Origin of the sequence: Micromonospora haikouensis (genome assembly GCF_900091595.1) — a bacterium.
GTDB classification, from domain to species: domain Bacteria; phylum Actinomycetota; class Actinomycetes; order Mycobacteriales; family Micromonosporaceae; genus Micromonospora; species Micromonospora haikouensis.
The window spans coordinates 326,738-347,803 of the sequence record NZ_FMCW01000001.1; the positions used below are offsets into that span (position 1 = coordinate 326,738).

18 protein-coding genes and 1 pseudogene are annotated in these 21,066 nt (G+C 76.1%); 13 read left to right on the top strand and 6 right to left on the bottom strand.

Going from position 1 to position 21,066, the window contains the following annotated elements; all coding sequences use genetic code 11:
• Positions 1 to 145 precede the first annotated feature (145 nt).
• The gene (locus tag GA0070558_RS01390) at positions 146 to 1,720 is read left to right on the top strand and encodes a chloride channel protein (protein WP_091274593.1); all 1,575 of its coding nucleotides are present in this window, start codon (positions 146 to 148) and stop codon (positions 1,718 to 1,720) included.
• A gap of 45 nt (positions 1,721 to 1,765) precedes the next feature.
• Here the strand turns inward: GA0070558_RS01390 and fxsT are convergent, their stop codons facing one another.
• The 6 genes from fxsT to GA0070558_RS01420 form a co-directional block, all read right to left on the bottom strand.
• Complete coding sequence (fxsT, locus tag GA0070558_RS01395) at positions 1,766 to 4,756, bottom strand: FxSxx-COOH system tetratricopeptide repeat protein (protein WP_091274596.1); 2,991 nt, start codon at positions 4,754 to 4,756, stop codon at positions 1,766 to 1,768.
• Positions 4,753 to 6,087 (bottom strand): FxsB family cyclophane-forming radical SAM/SPASM peptide maturase, encoded by a 1,335-nt coding sequence (locus GA0070558_RS01400; RefSeq protein ID WP_091274600.1) that lies wholly within the window; start codon positions 6,085 to 6,087, stop codon positions 4,753 to 4,755. Before GA0070558_RS01400 ends, fxsT begins: the two co-directional genes overlap by 4 nt.
• Entirely contained in the window at positions 6,084 to 6,320 is a 237-nt protein-coding gene (locus GA0070558_RS01405; RefSeq protein WP_077936630.1) for a hypothetical protein, read from the bottom strand. Before GA0070558_RS01405 ends, GA0070558_RS01400 begins: the two co-directional genes overlap by 4 nt.
• Positions 6,321 to 6,475: 155 nt before the next feature.
• Entirely contained in the window at positions 6,476 to 9,865 is a 3,390-nt protein-coding gene (locus GA0070558_RS01410; protein WP_091274603.1) for a tetratricopeptide repeat protein, read from the bottom strand.
• On the bottom strand, positions 9,865 to 10,875 hold the full coding sequence (locus GA0070558_RS01415) for an AAA family ATPase (protein WP_091274604.1): 1,011 nt from the start codon (positions 10,873 to 10,875) through the stop codon (positions 9,865 to 9,867). The genes GA0070558_RS01410 and GA0070558_RS01415 overlap by 1 nt, the downstream gene beginning before the upstream one ends.
• Before the next feature lie 35 nt (positions 10,876 to 10,910).
• The gene (locus tag GA0070558_RS01420; RefSeq protein WP_176734054.1) at positions 10,911 to 12,830 is read right to left on the bottom strand and encodes a VMAP-C domain-containing protein; all 1,920 of its coding nucleotides are present in this window, start codon (positions 12,828 to 12,830) and stop codon (positions 10,911 to 10,913) included.
• A gap of 286 nt (positions 12,831 to 13,116) precedes the next feature.
• On the opposite strand from GA0070558_RS01420, the gene GA0070558_RS01425 reads away from it, so the two are divergent.
• From GA0070558_RS01425 to GA0070558_RS01480, 12 genes and pseudogenes are all read left to right on the top strand, one after another.
• Positions 13,117 to 13,764: a ribonuclease FAU-1 family protein gene (locus GA0070558_RS01425; protein ID WP_077936634.1), complete on the top strand. Its 648-nt coding sequence runs from the start codon at positions 13,117 to 13,119 to the stop codon at positions 13,762 to 13,764.
• A 253-nt stretch (positions 13,765 to 14,017) separates the two neighbouring features.
• Positions 14,018 to 14,479: a 30S ribosomal protein S16 gene (gene rpsP / locus GA0070558_RS01430; protein WP_043962341.1), complete on the top strand. Its 462-nt coding sequence runs from the start codon at positions 14,018 to 14,020 to the stop codon at positions 14,477 to 14,479.
• A 1-nt stretch (position 14,480) separates the two neighbouring features.
• Complete coding sequence (locus GA0070558_RS01435; protein WP_036374728.1) at positions 14,481 to 14,714, top strand: RNA-binding protein; 234 nt, start codon at positions 14,481 to 14,483, stop codon at positions 14,712 to 14,714.
• Complete coding sequence (gene rimM, locus GA0070558_RS01440) at positions 14,714 to 15,271, top strand: ribosome maturation factor RimM (RefSeq protein WP_091274610.1); 558 nt, start codon at positions 14,714 to 14,716, stop codon at positions 15,269 to 15,271. Before GA0070558_RS01435 ends, rimM begins: the two co-directional genes overlap by 1 nt.
• A gap of 19 nt (positions 15,272 to 15,290) precedes the next feature.
• On the top strand, positions 15,291 to 16,079 hold the full coding sequence (trmD, locus tag GA0070558_RS01445; protein ID WP_043962344.1) for a tRNA (guanosine(37)-N1)-methyltransferase TrmD: 789 nt from the start codon (positions 15,291 to 15,293) through the stop codon (positions 16,077 to 16,079).
• A 139-nt stretch (positions 16,080 to 16,218) separates the two neighbouring features.
• Positions 16,219 to 16,575 (top strand): 50S ribosomal protein L19, encoded by a 357-nt coding sequence (rplS, locus tag GA0070558_RS01450; protein WP_043962345.1) that lies wholly within the window; start codon positions 16,219 to 16,221, stop codon positions 16,573 to 16,575.
• 193 nt (positions 16,576 to 16,768) lie between these two features.
• A pseudogene (lepB, locus tag GA0070558_RS01455) lies at positions 16,769 to 17,640 on the top strand (signal peptidase I).
• Positions 17,641 to 17,649: 9 nt separating this feature from the next.
• Positions 17,650 to 18,285, top strand: coding sequence for a signal peptidase I (lepB, locus tag GA0070558_RS01460; protein ID WP_043962347.1), 636 nt, complete (start codon positions 17,650 to 17,652; stop codon positions 18,283 to 18,285).
• 71 nt (positions 18,286 to 18,356) lie between these two features.
• Positions 18,357 to 18,899 (top strand): NUDIX hydrolase, encoded by a 543-nt coding sequence (locus GA0070558_RS01465; RefSeq protein ID WP_091274800.1) that lies wholly within the window; start codon positions 18,357 to 18,359, stop codon positions 18,897 to 18,899.
• Entirely contained in the window at positions 18,893 to 19,705 is an 813-nt protein-coding gene (locus GA0070558_RS01470) for a ribonuclease HII (protein WP_091274622.1), read from the top strand. Before GA0070558_RS01465 ends, GA0070558_RS01470 begins: the two co-directional genes overlap by 7 nt.
• Positions 19,702 to 20,025, top strand: coding sequence for a DUF2469 domain-containing protein (locus GA0070558_RS01475; protein WP_007075222.1), 324 nt, complete (start codon positions 19,702 to 19,704; stop codon positions 20,023 to 20,025). The genes GA0070558_RS01470 and GA0070558_RS01475 overlap by 4 nt, the downstream gene beginning before the upstream one ends.
• Positions 20,026 to 20,324: 299 nt before the next feature.
• Positions 20,325 to 21,044: a murein hydrolase activator EnvC family protein gene (locus GA0070558_RS01480; RefSeq protein WP_256091690.1), complete on the top strand. Its 720-nt coding sequence runs from the start codon at positions 20,325 to 20,327 to the stop codon at positions 21,042 to 21,044.
• Positions 21,045 to 21,066 lie beyond the last annotated feature (22 nt).

The window sequence follows — 21,066 nt, forward strand, 5'->3', positions numbered from 1 at the left end:
AACGGATCGGTCGCTATCATCGGGCACGCGAGTGGCGGTCGACGATGGACGGTCACCCCGGCACAGGTTCGGTTGCCAGCTGCTCGACGAGGCGGGCGACGCACCGCCTCGTGCTCCGAGGCACGCTGGTGATGGAGTTTTGCCGATGAGCGGTAGGGGCGGGCCGGGGGCCCTGCGCCGGTGGCTTCCCCTGGCCACGCTCACCGGCGCGCTCTCCGGCCTGGCCGCCGCCGCGTTCGCCGAGCTGCTGCACCTCGGCAACGAGCTGCTGCTGCGCGGCATCGGCGGGCACGAGGTGCCGGGCCTGGCCGGCGAGGGCGGCCCGGCCGGGGCGGGCGGTTTCCCGACCCCGCTGCTCATCCCCCTGCTCGTCGCCGCCGGCGCGTTCGTCGCCACCGCCCTCGTCGTCTGGGTCGCGCCCGAGACCAGCGGGCACGGCACGGACGCGGCGATCCACGCCGCCCACCACGACCCGACCGGCATGCGGGCCCGGGTGCCGGCGGTCAAGATGCTCGCCTCCGCGGTGCTGATCGGCTCCGGCGGCTCGGGCGGCAGCGAGGGGCCCACCGCGCAGATCACCGCCGCCCTGGCGTCGGTCGTGGCCCGGCGGTCCCGGCTGACCTACGAGCAGGCCCGCATCACGGTGGCGATGGGCCTCGCGGCCGGCGTGGGCGCCATCTTCCGGTCCCCGCTGGGCGGGGCGCTGCTCGGGGCGGAGCTGCTCTACCGGGCCGACGTCGCGGCCGGCGTGGTCGTGCCGGCGCTGCTCGCCTCGGCGGTGTCCTTCCTGGTGTTCGGCCTGTTCCACGGCTTCGAGCCGATCTTCGGCACGGTCGCCGGCACGGGGTGGGACCATCCGGCCCAGTGGCTGGTCGTCCCGCTGCTGGGCCTGCTCGCCGGCCTGCTCGGCCGGCTCTACGCCTGGGCCTTCTACGCGACGGCGGGCTTCTTCTCCTCGGCCCGGATGCGGCGGCTGCCCCGCGTGCTGCGGCCCACCCTCGCGGGCCTGGTGGTCGGGGCGATCGGGCTGGCCGTGCCGGGCGTCCTGGGCACCGGCTACGGCACCGCCCAGCGCGCCTTCGACGCCGAGGCGATGCTGTCGACCTCCGTGTGGGTGCTGCTGGCGATCCCGCTCGTCAAGATCGTGTCCACCTCGCTGTCGGTCGGCTCCGGCGGCTCCGGCGGCATCTTCGGCCCGGGGCTGGTGATCGGCGCGACCGCCGGGGCGGCGGTGTGGCGGCTGCTGGAACCGCTCGGGCTCGCCCCCGGCTCCCCGGCCCCGTACGTGATCATCGGGATGGCGGCGTGCCTCGGCTCCATCGCCCACGCGCCGCTCGCGCTGGTCGTGATGGCGGCCGAGACCACCGGCAACCTGAGCCTGCTCTTCCCGGCCATGCTGGCCACCGGCATCGCCTGCCTGGTCGTCGGCGACCGGACCCTCTACCGCAGCCAGCTGCGGGACCGCTCGGAGGACCCACCGGCCCCCGGCAGCGCCCTTGGCGGGCCCGCCGTCGTCGGGCCGCGGGCGCCGGCCTCCGGGCCACCCGCCGGCCGGGCCCCGGCACCGTCCGGGCGACGCCCGCCGCGCCGTGCGGCCGGCCGGCCCCGCGAGCGCCAACCCGCCGGGACGGCCCGCGTGCCGCGCCGCTGGACGGCCCGGCGCTATCCGCCGCCCGACCCCGCCGACCGGGCCGGCGAGCTGACCGGCCGCGAGGGCTGACCGGCCGCGAGGGCTGACCTGCCGGGCCGGACCGGCGCGCCCGGCTCAGGTCGGCGGCGGCTCCACGTCGCAGTCCAGCCGCGTGCGGGCCGCCGCCGCCTCCGCCTCGGGGTGGCCGACCCCCAGCGTCCGCTCGTAGCCCGCCATGGTCTCCCGCAGCAGCTCGCGGGCCCCCTCGTGGTCGTCGTCGGCCCGCCGGTCGTCGGCCAGGTTGGACGCGCAGGCCAGGGTGTACGGGTGCGTCGCGCCGCGCACCCGGCGCAGGCGCTCCAGCAGCTCCTCGCCGAGTCGCCGCGCCGCGCCCACCTCGCCCAGCGCCCGCAGGTCGCTGGCCAGGTTGGTGGCGCAGGCCAGGGTGTACGGGTGGTCCGGGGCGAGCACCTCCGCCAGCCCCGCCCGGGTGCGCTCGTCGAGCCGGCGGGCCTCCTCGGGCTCCCCGGCCAGCCGCAGGCAGATCGCCAGGTCCACCGCCGCGCACAGGGTGTACGGGTGCTCGTCCCCGGCGGTGGCGCGCAGCCGGTGCACGGCCTCCTCGGCGCGGGCCCGCGCCCCCGGCACCTCGCCCAGGCAGCGCAGGTCGTTGGCGAGGTTCGTGGCCGCCGCCAGCGTCTCGGCGTAGTCCGGCCCGAACCGGTGCCGGTGCCGCGCCAGGCAGCTGCTGGCCAGCCGGTACGCGTCGAGGTATTGCCCCGCCTTACGTCGGGTGACCGCGAGGTTCTTCATCGCCCGCAGCGAGTCCGGGTGGTCGGGGCCGAAGAACACGCCGTACCGCTGGTAGACCCCCTCCTGCAGCTCCCACGCCCGCGCGTACTCGCCGCACTCGCGCAGGTCCCGCGCGACGTTGTTGGCGGAGAACAGGGTCGACCGGTTCTCCTCGCCGCCGAACCGGATCCGGTAGCGGCGCAGCGCCTCCTGGTCCAGCTCCAGGGCCTGGGGGAACTCGCCCATCATCCGGTGCGACACCGCGAGGTTGTGCGCGGTGAGCAGCGCCCGCGGGTGGTCCGGGCCGAGGGCGCGCAGCGCCTGCCCGTGGGCCTGCCGATCCAGGTCGTACGCGCTCCGCCAGTCGCCGAGCCGGCGCAGGCTCGCCGCCAGGCCGTTCGCCGCGCCGAGCGTCTCCGGGTGCCCCTCGCCGAGCTCCGCGCGGGCGCGGGTCAGGTTCGCCTCGTCCAGCGCCCGGGCGGCCCGGTATTCGCCCCGGCTGCGCAGCGCGTTGGCCAGCGTGACGCTCAGCGCCACCACGTCGGGGTGGCTGCGCTCGATCACCTCCACCCAGGCCGCCCGCGCCCGGCTGCCCAGGCGCTGGCAGGCGGTGTACTCGCCCCGGGAGAAGAGGTAGCGGCACAGGTTGATCACCAGGACGCGTACGGCCGGGTCGTCCGCGGCGGCGGCCACGTCGGCGGCCTCGGCGTGCACCAGCAGGTCGGCGTACCGGGGGCGGTGGGCGATCTGGTCCGGCTCGCCCGGATCGGCGGCGGCGAGCAGCCGGCGGGCCGCCCGGGCGTACATCCGGCGCTCGGCCTCGGTGAGCTGCTCGCGGAGGAACTGCTGGAAGACCCGGTGCAGCTGCACCGTCTCCCGGCCGTCGCGCTCGCCGATGCGGGCCAGCCCGCAGGCGCTGATCTCCCGGAAGATGTCGCCCCGGGACATCACGTCCCCGATCTCCTCGTCGAGCGGAGCGGGCAGCTCGACGGCCGGCCGGCTGCCGCCCGGCGGGCCCAGCAGCAGGGTCAGCGGCACCGGCTCCGGGCCGAGGAACGCGCACAGCCGCAGCAGCTGGGCGGCCGACCGGCGGCGCTCCCGCAGCCGGTTCATCGGCAGCACCCAGGCCATCACCACCTGCCGCTCGTACGCCGCGACCCGGGCCTGGCTCAGCAGCGCCGTCATCCGCTGCTCGCTCTCAGCGAGGTAGTCGCGCACGGGCAGGTGCGAGGTCGACAGGTAGCCGGCGGTGGCGTCCAGGGCGAGCGGCAGGTCCCCGAAGCGGTCGGCCAGCTCGACCGCGTCCGGCTCGGTCAGCCGGGGCGCGCGCCGGCGCAGGAACTCGACGCTCTCGGCCCGCCGGTAGACGTCCAGCTCCAGCACGTCGGCGCTGGACCGCCAGCCCTCGTCCCGCGAGGTCACCAGCACGTGGCACCGCCCCCGGGGCGCGCGGCCGGTGGGCAGCAGCCGGGTCAGCTCCTGCGGGGTCGGCGCGTTGTCGAAGATCAGCAGCCAGTCGCGTACCGGCTCGCCGCGGCGCAACGCGTCCAGCACGGTGTCGGCGGTCACCCCGAGGTCGTCGCTGATCCGCAGGCCCAGCGAGGCGGCCAGCCCGGCGAGGTCGGCCCGCACGGTGGCGAGCTGCTCGCTGCGCACATACCAGATCAGGTCGTAGCAGGCGGCGAAGCGGTAGGCGTACTCGATCACGAGCTGGGTCTTGCCGACCCCGGCCGTGCCCAGCACGGCGGTCGGCACCATCGACGTCACCCCCTCGGTGAGCCGGTCCCGCAGCTCCGTCAGGGGCTCCTCCCGCCCCGTGAAGTGCGGGTTGCGGGACGGGAAGGGCTGGCTCCAGTGCCGGGGCTGGTCGGGCGGCCAGGGCGTGCCGGAGGGCCGCTGCTGCTCCGGGGCGGCCAGCCCGAACAGGGCGAGGACCTCGCCCCGGGCGTCGGCCTCGTCCATCGTGCCGAGCACCGGGCACTGCGCCGGGGTGAGGAACGCCGGCCGGCGGGAGCCGACCGAGACCGGGCGGAACGCGTCGCCCCGCTCCGCCCGCAGCGCGGTCACCGCCTCCGCCCACCCGGGCGCCGGCCCGGCGCCCCCGCGCAGCAGCGCGTCGCTGAGCACCAGCAGCAGGCCGGCGTCGTCGCCCGCGGCGTCGCGCAGCAGCGCGGCGGGATCGTCGGTGGCCCGGGGCTCGATCCGCCGCGCGACGGCGTCGGCCCCGCCGCGTTCGAACTGCTCGCCGAGCCACTCCGCCCACAGGCGGTCCGTGCCGACGTGCGCCACGACGATCCGTCGCCGGCCTTCGGCGGCGCTGCGCTGAGCGGTCATCGAGCCTCCCCCGTGCCGGCCGTCGGGTGCACCGCGGCCCGGTTGGCGCGGTCCGGAGCTCCGAGGATAGTTTCCGTCGTCCCCACCGCAGCGCCCGTCCGTCCTATCGGGAACCCGACAGCGGGCCGGTCGGGCGTCGCCCGGGGCCCGCCGGGCCGGGCCGGACGACGGGCGGCACCCGGCGCGGCCGCGCCCGCGACCCGCCGGGCCAGGTGGTCGATCAGCCGGTAGAGGTCCGGGCAGTAGACCGACGGGTTGTCGAAGCCCCGCCCGGCGCGGAACCGGTGCGGGTACAGGCCGCCGCCGCAGACCCGCTGCGCGGGGCAGACCCGGCACGCCGTGGGCAGCCTGGCCGCGCCGCGCTGGCCCGCCCGCACCGCCGGGTGCGCCAGGGCCGCGTCGAACCGGTCGGCGTGCACGGTCAGCCCGGTCGCGGCAGCGCCCGGATAGGCCGCCTTGAGCGTGTCGACCAGCTCGATCTCGCCGTCGGTCTCCACCACCACGTACGCCGCCGGGGAGAGCCCCACGGACTCGATCCGGCTCGCCCCGCCCAGCAGCAGCACCAGGATCTCCTCCAGCATCCGCACCCCGGTCTCCCGGCGCGGCGCGGCATACCAGCGCTCGAAGACCGCGATCAGCCAGTCGGCGTACGGCGTGCGGGCCGGATCGGCGGGTCGGCCCGGCGGCGGGGTCGACCAGGTGCCGTGGGGCAGCAGGAAGTCGACCGTCGGCGGGGCGAACTCCAGCAGCGACTCGTAGGCGCGTACCGGGTCGGTGGCCAGGTCCACGGTGGCCAGCAGACCGGCGAAGAGCGGCCGGTAACGCGGCCCCGTCAGCAGCTCCAGGGCCCGGACCGTCGCCGGGTGGCTGCTGCCGCCGTCCGGCCGGCGGCGGTGCCGGTCCGTCGCGGCCCGGTCGCCGTCGAGGCTCACCCCGACGCGGACGTCGTGCCGCCGGAACAGCTCCAGCATCCGCCGGTCCAGCAGGGTGCCGTTGGTCTGCACCACGAAGGAGAGCGTGATCCGTGGCCCGGCCAGCCGGCGCAGCTCCGTCACCAGCTGCTCCAACCGGTGCGCCCCGGCCAGCAGCGGCTCCCCGCCGTGCAGCACCACGCTGGCCGCGGTGAGCCCGTGCCCGCGCAGATGCTCGGCGATCCGCTCCCCGGTGCGCCGCACCACCGCGGTGCTCATCACCCGGGGCCGGCGGGCCCAGCTCTGGTCGGCCATCTCGTAGACGTAGCAGTAGTCGCAGGCCAGGTTGCACCGGCTGTGCACCTTCAGCACGAACTCCTGGAACGGCACCGGCGCGTCCTGCGGGCCGTCGGCCCTCACCGCCGGTGCTCGTCGGGCCCGGCGGTCGGGTCGCCCCGGCCCGCCGTGTGCGCGACCGTGGGCACCCCGCCGTTCTGGTTGTTGAACCGGGCGACGGCCAGGGCCCCGGCCGCGGCCTCGGCCCGGACCCGCCGGATCGCGTGTCGGAGCACGTCGGGGCCGGTGCGTTCCAACTCGTCGAGGAGTTCGTCCGGCAGGATCGTCGGTGCGGGCCCGACTTCGGCTTCCCTCATGCGCTCGGCCATCCTTCCGCCAAGTGCCGCAGGCCGCGCTCCGACGGGCGACCAAGATATGAACTTCGATGCCAGAAGCCGAGGATATCTCCTGTGCGCCCGCCGAAGAGCCCGAGCGGGCCGGGCGCCCGGCCCCGCCGCCCCGGCCGGTGCGGTCAGTCGCTCCCGGCCAGCCGGTCCAGCAGCTTCCGGGTCGCCACCGCGTCCGGGTCGTCCTCGCCCCCGCCGCGAGCCTGCCCGGCGAGCACCTTCCGCAGCTCACGGCGGGCGCCGTCGAGGTCACCGAGCCCGACCAGCGCCCGCGCCGCCGCGTGCCGGGCGGCGAGGGTACGGCGGTGCTCCGGCCCGAGTCGCTGGGCCAGGACGTCGACCACCGCCCGCAGCTCGTCCCGCGCCTCGGTGAAGCGGTCCGCGTCGATCAGCGCCCCGCCGAACGCGGCCCGCACCTCCACCGTCCGGTCGCCGTCGGGGCCGTGCCGGCGGCCGTACAGCTCGACCGCGCGCCGGTAGCACGCGACCGCCGCCGCGCGTTCGCGTAGCGCGACCAGCACCTCGGCCAGCAGCCGGACCCGGTCGGCCGAGCGGGGGTCGGCGGCGGGCGTCACGTCGACCGCGCGCACCAGGGCAAGACGCGCGGCGTCCAGGTCGGCGCGGGAGCCGAACCGCTCGGCCCGTGCCCGAAGCGCGTCACTCAGGTCGGTGAGCAGCCCCGCGATCCCCGGGCCGGTCGGCGGCGAGACCCGCACCGCCTCCTCGAACCGGGCGCACGCCTCCTGGATGTCGCCGGCGTCGCCCTCCGCGCCGTACCTCAGGCGGAGGGCGTCGCCCAGCGTGGCGAGGTGGTGGTGCCGGTCGGGGTGGGAGCCGGGCACCGCGTCGAGCAACCGGCGGGCGGCGTCGACCAGCTCGTCCAGGTCGGCGCCGCGGTGGTCCAGGGCGGCGCGGGGCCGCAGCACCCGGGTGAGGGTGGCCAGGCACTCGGCGTACGCCAGGTCGTCCCCGTCGCTGGCCGCCACGGCGGACCGCGCGGCCGCCAGCGCCGCGTCCAGCTCGGCCGGGTCGCCGGTCGCGGCGAACAGCTCGCTGTGCGTCTCGGCGAGCCCCCGCAGCACCCGGGCGTCGCCGTCGCGGCCGGCGGCCTCCGCGTAGAGCTGCGCCGCGCGGTGCAGGACGCCCGGCTCGCCGTCGGCGGCCCGGCGCAGCAGTTCGGCCAGGCGCACCTGGCGGCTGAGCCGCGCCGGGGTGTCCGCGGCCGCACCGGCCACCGCGTCGGCCCGGTGCAGCGCGGCCCGGTCGCCGGTCAGCACGAAGCGGCGCAGCAGCGCGTCGACCGCCCGCAGCCGCAGGTCGTCCCGGTCCGCGCCGGTGGCCGTCCCGGCCGCCGCGAGATAGAGCTGCACCGCCTCGTCGAGGTCGGCCGCCGCGCCGAGCCGGTCGGCCCGCACCACCAGCGCGCGGGCCAACCCGACGGCGGCCCGCGAGCCCCCCGCCCCGGGCCCGCCGGCGGCGACGACGCCGCGGAACAGGCCGACCGCCGCGGTCAGGTCGCCCGCCGTGCCGCGCTCGGCGAACAGTGCCAACCGGACCTCGGCGAGGTCGAGCACCAGCTCGGGGTCGCCCACCCCCCGGCCGCCGCGCACCACCTGCTCCAGGATGGACGCCGCCTCCAGCAGGTCGGCGGAGGCCCCGGTCAGCCGGAACCGGGCCCGTAACGCGCGGGCCAGCTCCGGCAGGTCAGCGTGGGCCGGGTCCCGGGCCGTCGCCCGCCGCAGCGACCCGATGGCCGCGTCCAGGCCGGCGAGGTCCCGCTCCTGCACGGGCGGGTCCTGCCCGGCCGCGCCGGACGCGGGCGGGACGGTCGGGGGCGTGCCGTTGACCTTGTGCGGAGGCTCCGGGGCTCCGTCCTCGACGAACGCGATCAGCTCCTGGTGCCGACCGCCCAGCCGGGTCAGCACGGTGGTCGGGAGGCGGCCGATGGGCGCGCCGAGGGCCGCGTGGCCGGTCGTCCCCGGCGGCCCGCTCAGCGCCGCGGCGAACTCCCGCATGCTGATGCCCATCTGCCCGGCCAGGAACCGGGCGATCTCGTGCCGCAGCCGCACCAGGTCGGTGTGCAGCAGCAGCTCCCGGAGCATCGGCCGGACGCCGGAGTGGAAGTCGAACCGCAGGTCGCCCGCCGGGCCGGGCTGGCGGACGAGCAGCCCGCCGAGCAGCACCTCCGCCAGGTGCGCCGGGTGGGTCGGCGTCGCCGAGGCCTGCTGCACCAGGCGCATGACCGGCAGGGTCACCGGCAGCTCGGCGAGCTGGGTGGCGAGCCGGAGCGCCTCCGGGCTGGCGGTGGCCCGGAACCGGCGCAGCCGGTGGGCGGCCGCCTCCGGGCCTCCTCCGGCGGGCGGCTCGGCGGCGGCCGGCGGACCGGGCTGCGGCGGCAGGGTGATCACGGCGTCGATCGAACCCGCTCCCGTCCCGGTCAGCCGGGCCCACCCGGCCAGCCAGTCCGGCTGGATCTGCAGCACCGGCACCGGCACGATCCCGGTCAGGTCGCGGCCGGGCCGCCACTGCCGGGGCGTGAACCGGAGCTGCCGGTTCGCGGCACCGCCGTCCGTCGCCGTCAGCCTGCCGCGCACCGGCACCAGGCCGCTGCGCCGCCACATCCGTTGCGGCAGCGGTTGCAGGATGGCCACCGTCTCCCGCCGGGCCCAGTCCTGCAGGGTGCGGAACATCGAACCGTCGTGCCACTGCGGCCCGGCGCAGTCGCTGACGACGAGGATCAGCCGGCGTCCCCTCGGGTCGAGCAGCTCCCGCATCGAGTGCCCGGGAACGCCCGGGCCGCCGGCCACCCCCACTTCGAACCGCTGCCCCGGCCCGGACGGCAGCCGTACCCGCTCCACGCGCCGGAACGCCCCCAGCCGGGCCAGCACCGCCGCCAGGTCGTCGACCAGGGGGTGCCACACGGCCATCGACGCCCCGGCGTCCACGGCCAGGGTCAGGTCGAACCACGGTCGGCGCACCTGCCGCAGGACGGGCAGCCACAGGCCCTCCTCGACGATCCGCGTCGCGGTCGCCTCCTCGTCGACGACCACGGCGCGCGGGTCCGGCACCCGCCGCCGCAGCGGCCGCAGGCTGCGGGTCAGCGCGCGGGCGTCCAGGGCGGGCGGCTCGGGGGCGCGCACCGGCAGCCCTCCGCCGCCCCCGCGGCCTGCGCCCGCGCCGGGGGCCGCCGGGGCCGGCAGGTGCAGCTCGACCCAGCGCGGCGGGGTGGTCGCCCCGGGCCCCGGCGGCGGGTCGACCCCGCCCCCGGCCGGGTGGACCCGGGAGCCTGGCCCCGGCCCCGCCGTCGGGTCGGCCGCCTCCGTCGGGTCGGCCTCCCCGGGTGCGGCCGACCCCGGGGTGGAGCCCGACGGGGGATGCGCCGACGGTTCCCCCCGCGACGGCGACGCGCCGTCCCCGGGGAGGAACCGGGCCAGCCAGAGCGCCTCCGCGACCTCCCTCGGCAGGGCGTCGAGGCCGCCGCCGCGAAGCGCCTCCACCAGCCGGGCCGTGCGCATCAGGAATCAGGTCCCGCGTCGAGTTGCCGCAGCACCAGGTCCGCCAGCCGCTCCCGGTCGGGCGGCCCGCCGTCGGGCGCCTGGACGGTGAGGTAGATGGCGTTGAGGAGCTGGTCCGTGGCGAGGGTGCCGCGCTCGCGCCGGGCCAGGAAGAGCTCCACCAGCTCGGCGGTGTCCGCCGTCGGCTCGGTGCCGAAGTGGGCGGCCACGATGGCGCCGAGCTGCTCGGCGTCCGGCTGCCCCAGATCGAGCCGCAGGCACCGCCGGTGGAACGCGGGGGAGAACTCCCGCTCACCGTTGCTGGTCATCAGCACCAGCGGGAACGCGTTGCACCGCACCACGCCCCGGTGCACCCCGACCAGGTCGTCGCTGCCCTCGACCGGCAGCTCCACCCGGGGCTGGCTGGCGGCGATCCGTTGCAGCTCCGGGATCGGGTACTCGCCCTCCTCGAAGATGTTGAGCAGGTCGTTCGGCAGGTCGACGTCGCTCTTGTCGATCTCGTCGATCAGCAGCACCCTCGGGTGCTCGTACGGCAGCAGGGCCGTGCCCAGCGGCCCCAGCCGCAGGTAGCGGCCGATCTGCAGGTCGCCCGTCGTGCCGAGCTGGTGGTGCAGGCTGGCCTCCTGGAGCCGGCCGATCGCGTCGTAGCTGTAGAGCCCCTCGGCCAGGGTGGACCGGCTGGTGACCGGCCACCGCAGCACCGGGCCCAGGGCCAGCTCGTGCGCCACCGCGTACGCGAGGGTCGACTTGCCCACGCCGGGCTTGCCCGTGATCAACAACGGTCGGCGCAGATAGAGCGCGGCGTTGATCAGCTCCAGCTCGTCCGGGCGGGGCCGGTAGCTCACCGCCCGGTGCTGCTCGCCGAGCCGTCGCCCGACGCCACCGTCCAGGCTCGACGGCGGCGGCACCAGGGGGGTGCCGTCGAACACCCGCCAGGGCGGGGGAGGCGGGAGCCGGAGTATCCCGGAGTGGGGCCGACCCGTGCCCCGGTAGATCCACCAGTCCTGCACGTCTCTTCCCTCCTGTCGGCCGGCCCGCGCCGGTCTCACCACTGCGCGTCGAGCGTCGAGGCGCCCCGGAAACGCCGGAACGGGTTGTCCCAGAGCAGGACCAGCCGGTGCCCGCAGTGGTTCTCGTCGCGTGCCTCCACCGCCGCGGCCCGCAGCTGCCGCACGTCCAGGGGCAGCGCCCCGATCGGCCGGTGCCGCAGCCGGGGCTCCAGGTCCGCGAGGAACGCCTCGCCCCGGCAGGCGCCCGCGCCGCCCGGGCCGCCGTGCCGCTCGCAGCCGACCCGGCTCCACAGCGCCACCGGCGTCCCGGCCCGCAACGCGACCTCCAGCAGGGTGCGCCGGGCCCGGTCCGTGGTCGGGCCGGGCAGCAGCACGCCCGCCGGGTTGGTGCGGGTGAGGTGGGCGTAGAACCAGGTCGGCCCGACGTCGACCCCGCAGCCGACGGTGGCGAACGACATGCCGTCGCCGTCCGCCGACAGCGCGTCCCAGTGCTCCTCGGCCTCCGGCCGGGAGCCCGACTCCTCGTCGTCGGCGAGCCGCACCAGCACGGGCCGGACCAACCCGAGCGGGACGGGGTCGTGGTCGAGGATCCACTCGTCGACCGGCAGGTCCAGCAGTTCCGGCGGCAGGGTCAGCTCGACCATCACCCGGCGGCCCCAGCCGAGGTGGCCCAGCCCGAGGCGCAGCAGCCGCCGCAGCGCCGCCTCCAGCTCCGGCACGGGGATCGGCTCGTCCTGCTGGTCGAGGCAGCGGACGTCGTCGCGGCTGCGGTAGACCGACATCGACAGCAGGTACCGCTGCTGGTCGTGGCCCGCCGGGGTGACCTCCAGCAGCACGGACGACAGCTCCGCCGGCGTCGGCGTCCACGCGGTGGTGTGCCTCGCGAGCTGCGCCCGCTGGCCGAGGCGCATGGCCAGGTCGTCGATCCAGGCCCGGAGCACGGCCCGCTCGGCGTCCCGGCAGCGGGGGATCAGCTCGGTGGCGAGGACCAGCAGCGGGTGCAGCTCCCCGCGCCGGGCCCGGGCCACGTCGTCGAGGGCGCCGATGACGTCGCGCCGGTCCAGCAGCGGCTGCGCCGGCGTCGGCGCGGCGGGCCCGCCGCACGCCCGCTCGTAGAGCTGGTACGCGTCCTCGGCCGGCGGCAGCAGGGCCAGCAGCCCCCGCAGCCGCGCCTCCTCGGCGGCGCGCAGCACCGGCAGCCGGGCCGCCGGGTTGAGCAACTCCGCGACCTCGGGCCGGACCGTCTCGGTGCGCCGGTCCCGCAGCCGGTCGATGGCGTACGCCCAACTGCCGTCGGCCCCGTGGTGCCGATCGTGCCCGCGCCACAGCTCGCGCAGCAGGGCGATGGGCAGCCCGCGCAGCTCGGCCAGGGGGATGGCCAGCCCGCCGTACGCGTCACCCGGCCGGTGGGGGGTCTGCACCATCGCGCACACCTCACCGGTGGTGAGGTCCAGCACCGGGCTGCCGGGGCTGCCCTTGGCGAGTTCGTCACCACGCAACCGCAGCGCGGTGGCCCCCCGGACGCCCTGCGGGCCCGCCGACCGGGGCCAGGCGGGGGTGGCCTCCGCCGTGGCGTGCTCCCCGGCGAAGCCCACGGTGTGCAGCGGCGTGCCCTCCGGCGGCGGCTGCTCGCCGAGCCAGACGCACGGGTGCCCGGCGGGCGCGTCGGCGACCCGCAGCACGGCGAGGTCGGGCGGGGACCAGACCGGCTGGCCGCCGGGTGAGGACGGGGCGGCGTGCACCACCTGCGCGGTCAGCGCCCGCCCGTCCCAGCGCACCGGCAGCACGTCACCCTGCCGGCCGCCCACCACGTGTGCGCAGGTCAGGGCGAAGCCGGGGGCGACGAAGAAGGCGGTGCCGCCGGGGACGTCCGCGCCGGGAAGCACCTCGAGCACGGTGGAGCGCAGGGCCCGGCCGAGATCGTCGAAGCCGTCGGTGACCAGTGGAGCTCCCATGGTGTCGCCCCTCAGTCGTGCGCCCCGGCGGACACGGGGCGGACGGCCCCGCCCCCGCGCCGGCCCGGCTGCGGGACCCGCACGTCCTCCGACACAGGCCCGTCCTTCCCTCGACGACGCGCGTCCATCACACGGTAGCGATTCAGCGACGGGGATCGACAGCCCGCAACGGCCGATCGGGTGTCGGAACATGGGCTCCCGGGCCGCCGTCCGCCCGCCGCCCGTCGTCCGCCTCCGCCGCCGGTGCCGCCGCGGGCCGGGAGCGTCGCCCGATAGGGTCGGTGCCATGAGGTTCGCGCCCGGCCGGTTGATCGTGCACCGCAACGTCCGGCGCGGCCGGATCGGCTGGGCCCGGACGGGGCGGGTGGTCAGCGACGACGAGCGCGGCCTGCTGGTCTACGTCGCCCGCGACTCGCCGGTGGCCAACGAGGTGACCGCGGCGGGGCTCGGCCTGCGGGCGGTGCCGTTCACCGAGTGGGCCACCTCGTCGTACCGGCTGGCCCGCGGGCGGTGGAACGGGCCGGCGCTGCTGAAGTTCCTGCCCGTGGGCGAGGCGCACTCCGTCTGGTGGTTCTCCGACGCCGCCGGCCGGTTCAGTCACTGGTACGTCAACCTGGAGGAGCCCGGCGTGCGCTGGGACGACGGTGACCTGGCCGGGGTGGACATGGTCGACCAGGACCTCGACGTGGTGATCCGGCCCGACCGCACCTGGGAGTGGAAGGACGAGGAGGAGTTCGCCGAGCGGCTGGCCTTCCCCGCCGACTACTGGGTGGCCGACGAGGCCGCGGTCCGGGCCGAGGGGAAGCGGGTGATCGCCCGCGCCGAGGCCGGTGAGTTCCCGTTCGACGGCACCTGGTGCGACTTCGTCCCGCCGTCCGGGTGGGACGTGCCCGGGGCGCTGCCGCCCGGCTGGGACCGCCCGCCCGCCCGCTGACACGAATCACCCAAACGGCGCGAAGTGCTCTTTTCGGTGCCGTCGGGCGGCGGCCCGGCCGGCCGATGTGAGGAATCCCGGCCCGATCTGGCAGAATGGGTCGCTGGTATCCGGCGCGCGTCCGGCGCCCTCTACCCCGGGCGCGTCGCCAGTCCACCGAGCAGTCTCCGGCCCAACCCCACTGTGCCGGTCGACACTCACCCGTGCACCGCCCGGACCGGGCCGGTGAGATCGCAACAGGAGCGAAACAACTGTGGCCGTAAAGATCCGGCTCCTGCGGATGGGCAAGATCCGCAACCCGCAGTACCGCATCGTCGTCGCCGACTCGCGCTCCAAGCGTGACGGTCGCGCGATCGAGTTCGTCGGTGTGTACCAGCCGAAGGAGGACCCTTCGGTGATCGAGGTCAAGTCGGAGCGGGTCCAGTACTGGCTGTCCGTCGGCGCGCAGCCGAGCGACGCCGTGCAGCGCCTGCTGGAGCTGACCGGCGACTGGCAGAAGTTCAAGGGCCTGCCGGCCCCGCCGCCGCTGAAGGTCGCCGCCGAGCGCGCCGACCGCAAGGCGGCGTACGAGGCCGAGGCGAAGGCCGCCGCCGGCCTGGCCGACGCCCCGGCGAAGCCGGCCAAGAAGGCCGCCAAGGCCGAGGCCCCGGCCGCCGAGCAGGCGCCGAAGGCCGAGGAGCAGCCCGCCGCGGACGCCGCCGGCGAGCAGGCCTGACATGGCACTGCGTCCGGCGCTTGAGCACCTGGTCAAGGGCATCGTCGACCACCCGGACGACGTCCGGGTCCGGCTGGTCGACAACCGTCGGGGCAAGCGGCTGGAAGTCCGCGTGCACCCGGAGGACCTCGGCACGGTGATCGGGCGGTCCGGCCGGACCGCCAAGGCGCTGCGCCAGGTGATCGGCTCCATCGGTGGGCGCGGCGTGCGCGTCGACATCGTCGACTCGTACTGATGCGGCTCATCGTCGGCCGGATCGGCAAGCCGCACGGCATCCGCGGTGAGGTCACCGTCGAGGTGCGCACCGACGAGCCCGAGGCACGCTTCGCGCCCGGTTCGGTACTCGCTACCGAGCCGGGCGCGGCGCCGCCGGCCAACCCCGCTCCCGGCCCCGGCGTGCCGTTCCGGGTCCCGGCCGCGCTGACCGTGGAGTCCGCCCGCTGGCACCAGGGGCGGATGCTGGTCGCCTTCGAGGGCGTGCTGGAGCGCGACGTCGCCGAGGCGCTGCGCGGCACCCTGCTGGGGGTGGACAGCGCCGACGTCGCCCCGCCGGAGGACCCGGAGGAGTTCCACGACCACCAGCTCGTCGGGCTGGCGGCGGTCACCCCGGCCGGCGAACACCTCGGCGAGGTGGTCAAGATCGACCATGCGCCCGCGTCCGACCTGCTGGTGCTGCGCCGCCCCGAGGGGCGCACGGCGCTGATCCCGTTCGTCAGGGCGATCGTGCCCGAGGTCGACCTCGCCGGCGGTCGCGTCGTCGTCGACCCGCCCGGCGGCCTGCTCGACCTCTAGGCCCCTGGAGCACCCGCGCATGCGCGTCGACGTCGTGTCGATCTTCCCCGAGTACCTCGCCCCGCTCGACCTGTCGCTGATCGGCAGGGCCCGGGCCGCCGGGACGCTGCGGCTGGCCGTACACGACCTGCGGAGCTGGACCCACGACGTGCACCGCACGGTCGACGACACGCCCTACGGGGGCGGGCCCGGCATGGTGATGCGGCCCGAGCCGTGGGGCGAGGCGCTCGACGCCCTCGCCCCGGCCGAGCTGGCCCCGGACGGCGTCACCCTGCCCCGGCTGCTGGTGCCGTCGCCGGCCGGTGAGCCGTTCACCCAGGCCATGGCGCACGAGCTGGCCGCCGAGTCGCACCTGCTCTTCGCCTGCGGCCGGTACGAGGGCATCGACCAGCGGGTGCTCGACCACGCCGCGACCCGGATGCGGGTCACCGAGGTCTCCCTCGGTGACTACGTGCTCTTCGGCGGCGAGGTGGCCGTGCTGGTGATCCTGGAGGCCGTGACCCGGCTGCTGCCCGGGGTGCTCGGCAACGCCGGCTCGCTGGACGAGGAGTCGCACGCCCACGGGCTGCTGGAGGCGCCGATGTACACCAAACCGGCGACCTGGCGCGGGCACGAGGTTCCGGAGGTGCTGCGCTCCGGCGACCACGGCCGGATCGCCCGCTGGCGGCGCGACGAGGCGCTGACCCGTACCGCCGCCCGCCGGCCCGACCTGCTCGCCGCGCTCGACCCGGCGAGCCTGGACAAACGGGACCGGGCGGCCCTGGACCGGGCCGGATTTCCGCTGCCGGCGGGGGATGTGGCAAAGTAGGGAGGTTGCCGTGACCGCCCGCGCCGCGGGCGGCTGCGAGGATCCTCGACCGGGGCCGTCCGCGGTCGCCACCCGGGGATCAGAATCACCCTTCGCGCACCGACTGACGGTGCGCCGTGAGCCTCACGAGGACGCAGCGATGAACATCCTGGACGCCCTTGACGCCCAGTCGAAGCGGGTCGACATCCCCCAGTTCCGCGCCGGTGACACCGTCAAGGTGCACGCGCGGGTCGTCGAGGGCAGCCGGTCCCGGGTCCAGATCTTCCAGGGCGTCGTCATCCGCCGCCAGGGTGACGGCCTGCGCGAGACCTTCTCGGTCCGCAAGATGAGCTTCGGCGTGGGTGTCGAGCGGACCTACCCGGTGAACAGCCCGGCGATCGACCGGATCGAGATCGTGACCCGTGGCGCCGTGCGCCGCGCCAAGCTCTACTACCTGCGCGAGCTGCGGGGCAAGAAGGCCAAGATCAAGGAGCGCCGCGAGAAGCAGCCGAGCTGACTTCCCGCTCGCCACGCCGCCTGAGCTGCGCGGATGTCGTACGGGCCCGGCCCGGTTACGCTGGTCGCACGGGCGCAGGCGGGCATCGATGCGTCGCGGCGTGAGCCGCGGTCGCGGATCGTCCCACTACCGCCCGTGGGGCCTCGTCGAGGCTCCCGGGCGGTAGTGGCGTTTCTGCGAACCGGGGAGTGGCATGGTGCGCACGCTTGACGAGGGCGACGCGGTCGATCCGTGGCGTCGGCGGGAACGACGTTCCCGCCGGCAGATGCCGCTGTGGCAGGAGCTGCCGCTGCTGCTGATCGTCGCCTTCTGCCTGGCGGTGCTGATCCGCACGTTCCTGCTCCAGGCGTTCTTCATCCCCTCCGGCTCCATGGAGGACACGCTGCTCATCAACGACCGGGTGCTGGTCAACAAGGTCGTCTACGACGTCCGCGACCCGCAGCGCGGCGAGGTGGTGGTCTTCCGGGGCACCGACAAGTGGGTCGCCCAGGAGGTCCAGGAGCCCGAGCCCGGGATCGTCGGCAAGTTCGGCCGCACCGTCGGCGACCTGGTCGGGGTGAGCCGCCCCGGCGAGAAGGACTTCATCAAGCGGGTGATCGGCCTGCCCGGGGACCGGGTGCGCTGCTGCGACGCCCAGGGCCGGGTCACCGTCAACGACATCCCGCTCGACGAGCCGTACGTGGTCCGCGACTCGCCGCTGGACCTGCCGCCCAACCCCGCCGAGTGCCGGTCGCGGCGCTTCGACGAGGTGGTCGTCCCGCCCGGTCAGATCTTCGTCATGGGCGACCACCGGCTCGTCTCCCAGGACGCCCGCTGCCAGGGCCCGGTGCCGATCGACAACGTCGTCGGCCGGGCGTTCGCGGTGGTCTGGCCGTCGTCGCGGTGGGCGTCGCTGCCGGTGCCGGAGACCTTCGCGACGGTCACCGGGCCCACCCCGGCGGCCGGGCAGCCCCTGGCCCCGGTGCGGCCCAGCGGCACGGGTGGTGTGCTGCTGCTCGTCCCGGTGTCGGCTGCGCTGTCCGTTCTCGCGCGTTCCGGTCGGCCGGTGCGCTCGCGGCGACGTAGGCTCCACCCGTGATTGACGAGCAGACCGACAAGAAGAGCGGCTCCTTCTGGAAGGAGCTGCCCATCCTCCTGGGCGTGGCGATCCTGGTAGCGGTGCTGGTGCGGGCCTTCGTGCTCCAGACCTTCTACATCCCGTCGCCGTCCATGGAGAACACCCTCCAGATCAACGATCGGGTGCTGGTCAACAAGCTGGTCTACGACTTCCGGTCACCGCACCGGGGCGAGGTCGTGGTGTTCAAGGCACCGACCGAGTGGAGCGGCAACCCCGACGGCGAGGACTTCATCAAGCGGGTGATCGGCGTCGGCGGCGACCACGTGGTCTGCTGCGACCCGCAGGAGCGGATCATGATCAACGGCAAGCCGATCGACGAGCCGTACATCTACTCCGCCAACGGACAGCAGGACAAGGCGGCCGACCAGGAGTTCGACATCACCGTGCCGCAGGGGCGGCTGTGGGTGATGGGCGACCACCGCTCGGCGTCCGGCGACTCGCTGGAGCACTGGCAGCAGTCGGGCCAGAACATCGACAGCGCCACCATCCCCGAGGACCAGGTGGTCGGGCGGGCGTTCACCGTCTTCTGGCCGGTCGACCGGGCCACGTGGCTCACCGTGCCGAAGTCGTTCGACGACGTGCCGAACCCCTGACCCGCCCGCGCGACCCCAGCGGCTCCCGGGTGGGCGTGGGCGTCGGGGGCCGCGTCTGGCAGGCTGGGACGGTGACGGTCTACACCCCCCGACGCGCGGCGCGCGTGCTGCTCGTCGACGCCGCCGGCCGGGTGCTGCTCCTCGCCGGGCACGACCCGGCGCGGCCCGACCACCGATACTGGCTGACCCCCGGCGGCGGGCTGGAGCCGGGCGAGTCCCCGGCGGCCGCCGCCGCCCGGGAGCTGGCCGAGGAGACGGGCCTGCGGCTGACCCCGGCAGAGCTGGGCGAGCCCGTGGCGCAGGAGCGGATCCGGTTCCCGTTCGGCGCCGCCCACTACGAGCAGGAGCAGCAGTTCTTCCTGGTCCGGGTCCCCGGGTGGGAGGTCGACACGGCGGGCTTCGACGCCGTCGAGCGGGCCAGCATCACCGGGCACCGCTGGTGGCCGCTCGACGAGCTGGCGGCCACGACCGAGCGCTACTACCCGGCCGACCTGCCGGCGCTGCTGCGCCGGGCGCTCGCCGCGCGCCCCGAGGCGTCCGGCCCGCCGGCCCCGGCCGACGCGCCCGCCGGGTCCGCCGACGTCGGGTCCACCGCCGGGGGTACGCCGTGCTGACCCCACCGCGCACCGTCGTGCGCCGCGAGGCCGGGCTGTACGCGCTGGAGCGCGCCCTGCAACGCCGGGGCTTCCGGCACGTGGCCGGCGCCGACGAGGCCGGGCGGGGCGCCTGCGCGGGCCCGCTCGTCGCCGCGGCGGCGGTGCTGCCCGAGGGGCGACGCGGCGAGATCGACGGGCTGGCCGACTCGAAGCTGCTCACCCCGGCCAGCCGGGAGCGCGTCTACGAACAGGTGGTCGCCCGCGCCCTCGCGTACGCGGTGGTGGTGATCCCGGCCGACGAGGTCGACGCCCGTGGCCTGCACGTGTGCAACCTCGCCGCGATGCGCCGGGCCCTCGCTTCGCTGGCCACCCGCCCCGACTACGTGCTGACCGACGGCTTCGGCGTCGACGGCCTGGACGTGCCGGGGCTGGCGGTGTGGAAGGGCGACCGGGTGGCGGCCTGCGTCGCGGCGGCCAGCGTGCTCGCCAAGGTCACCCGGGACCGGATGATGGTCGAGCTGGACGCGGCGTTCCCCGGCTACGGCTTCGCCGAGCACAAGGGCTACATCACCGCGGAGCACACGGCGGCCCTGCGGGAGCGCGGCCCGTGCCGGGAGCACAGGTTCTCGTACGTCAATGTGGCCGCCGTTTCCGGCGTGGACGGGCGGCCACCCAGATCCCGCCGACCGGTGGGTGCGCGGCCGGTCGAGCCGATGGAGCGTTTCGAGGCGTCAAGGGGTACCGTCGGCGTGGCGTTGGGCGAGCAGCCCCGACCTCCCGCGCCGGTGGGGGAGGATGTGGTCATGGAAGGCGGAGTGCGATGAGCGCGGAAGATCTCGAGAAGTACGAGACCGAGATGGAGCTCCAGCTCTACCGGGAATACCGCGACATCGTCCGTCAGTTCTCGTACGTGGTGGAGACGGAGCGCCGCTTCTACCTGGCCAACCAGGTGGACCTGCACGTGCGCAACTCCGACGGCGAGGTCTACTTCGAGGTCGAGATGCACGACGCCTGGGTGTGGGACATGTACCGTCCGGCCCGGTTCGTCAAGAATGTCCGGGTGATGACGTTCAAGGACGTCAACGTCGAGGAGCTGGAGAAGCCCGACATCTCCCTGCCGGCCGACTCCGGCTTCGGCGGCTGACGGCCCGGCCCGCACCGGCACCGCACCGCCCGGCACCCGGGCTCGCCCAGCACGTGTCCTCCCGGCTGCGCCAGCCCCGCGAAGCGCCACCGCCGCCCCGCCCACCGCCCGCCGGATCCAGCCCTCACATCGCCCGCCGACGGTGGTCACCTCCACCGGTGCCGTGTGGAGGCGGTCCGCGCCCACCGGCGCATAGCAGATCATCGGGCCGGGCGGGGGTTGTCCACAACGACGCCGGTTGTCCACAGGCGAGCCGCGGGCGGTGGTGGGCACCCCTGGATTCCGGCACGCTGCCTGGCATGTGGACGAGGCACGCGCCGGGCGGCACCGACCTGGGCAGGAACACCGGCGCGGGTGGCCCCGGCGCGGGCGGTGGCTCGCCGGGCCTGAGCTGGTCACGTTCGGCGGCGGCCGGGACCGTCCTGTGCGGGTTCCTCCTCGCCGCCACCTCCGGCTTCACGTCGGTCGCTTCCGCCACCTCCGGCTTCGGCCCGGTCGCTCCCGGCTCGGCTGTTCCTGGCCCGGTCGCTCTCGGCCCGGTTGTTCCTGGCCCGGTCGCTCCCGGCTCGGCTGTTCCCGGCCCGGTCGGCTCCGACTCCGGTTCCGGATCACCTGCCTTTCGGTGGCCGCTCGACGGGGCGCCGCGCCTCACCCGCCGCTTCGAGCCGCCGCCGCAGCCATGGCTGCCCGGGCACCGGGGCGTCGACCTGAGCGCCGAGCCGGGGGCCGTGGTCCGCGCCGCCGGGACCGGGGTGGTGCTCTTCGCCGGGCAGGTCGCCGGGCGTCCCGTGATCACCGTCGGGCACAGCGCCGGGCTGCGGACCACCTACGAGCCGGTGGCACCCGGCGTCCGGGCCGGTGACCCGGTGGCGGTGGGGGCGCCGCTGGGCCGGCTGCAACCCGGGCACGTGGGCTGCCCGGACCGGGCCTGCCTGCACTGGGGCCTGCGCCGGGGCGAGGAATACCTGGACCCGACGGCCCTGCTCGGCCTCGGCCCCGTCCGGCTGCTGCCGCTCTGACCGTCGCCCCGGCCCGGGGTGC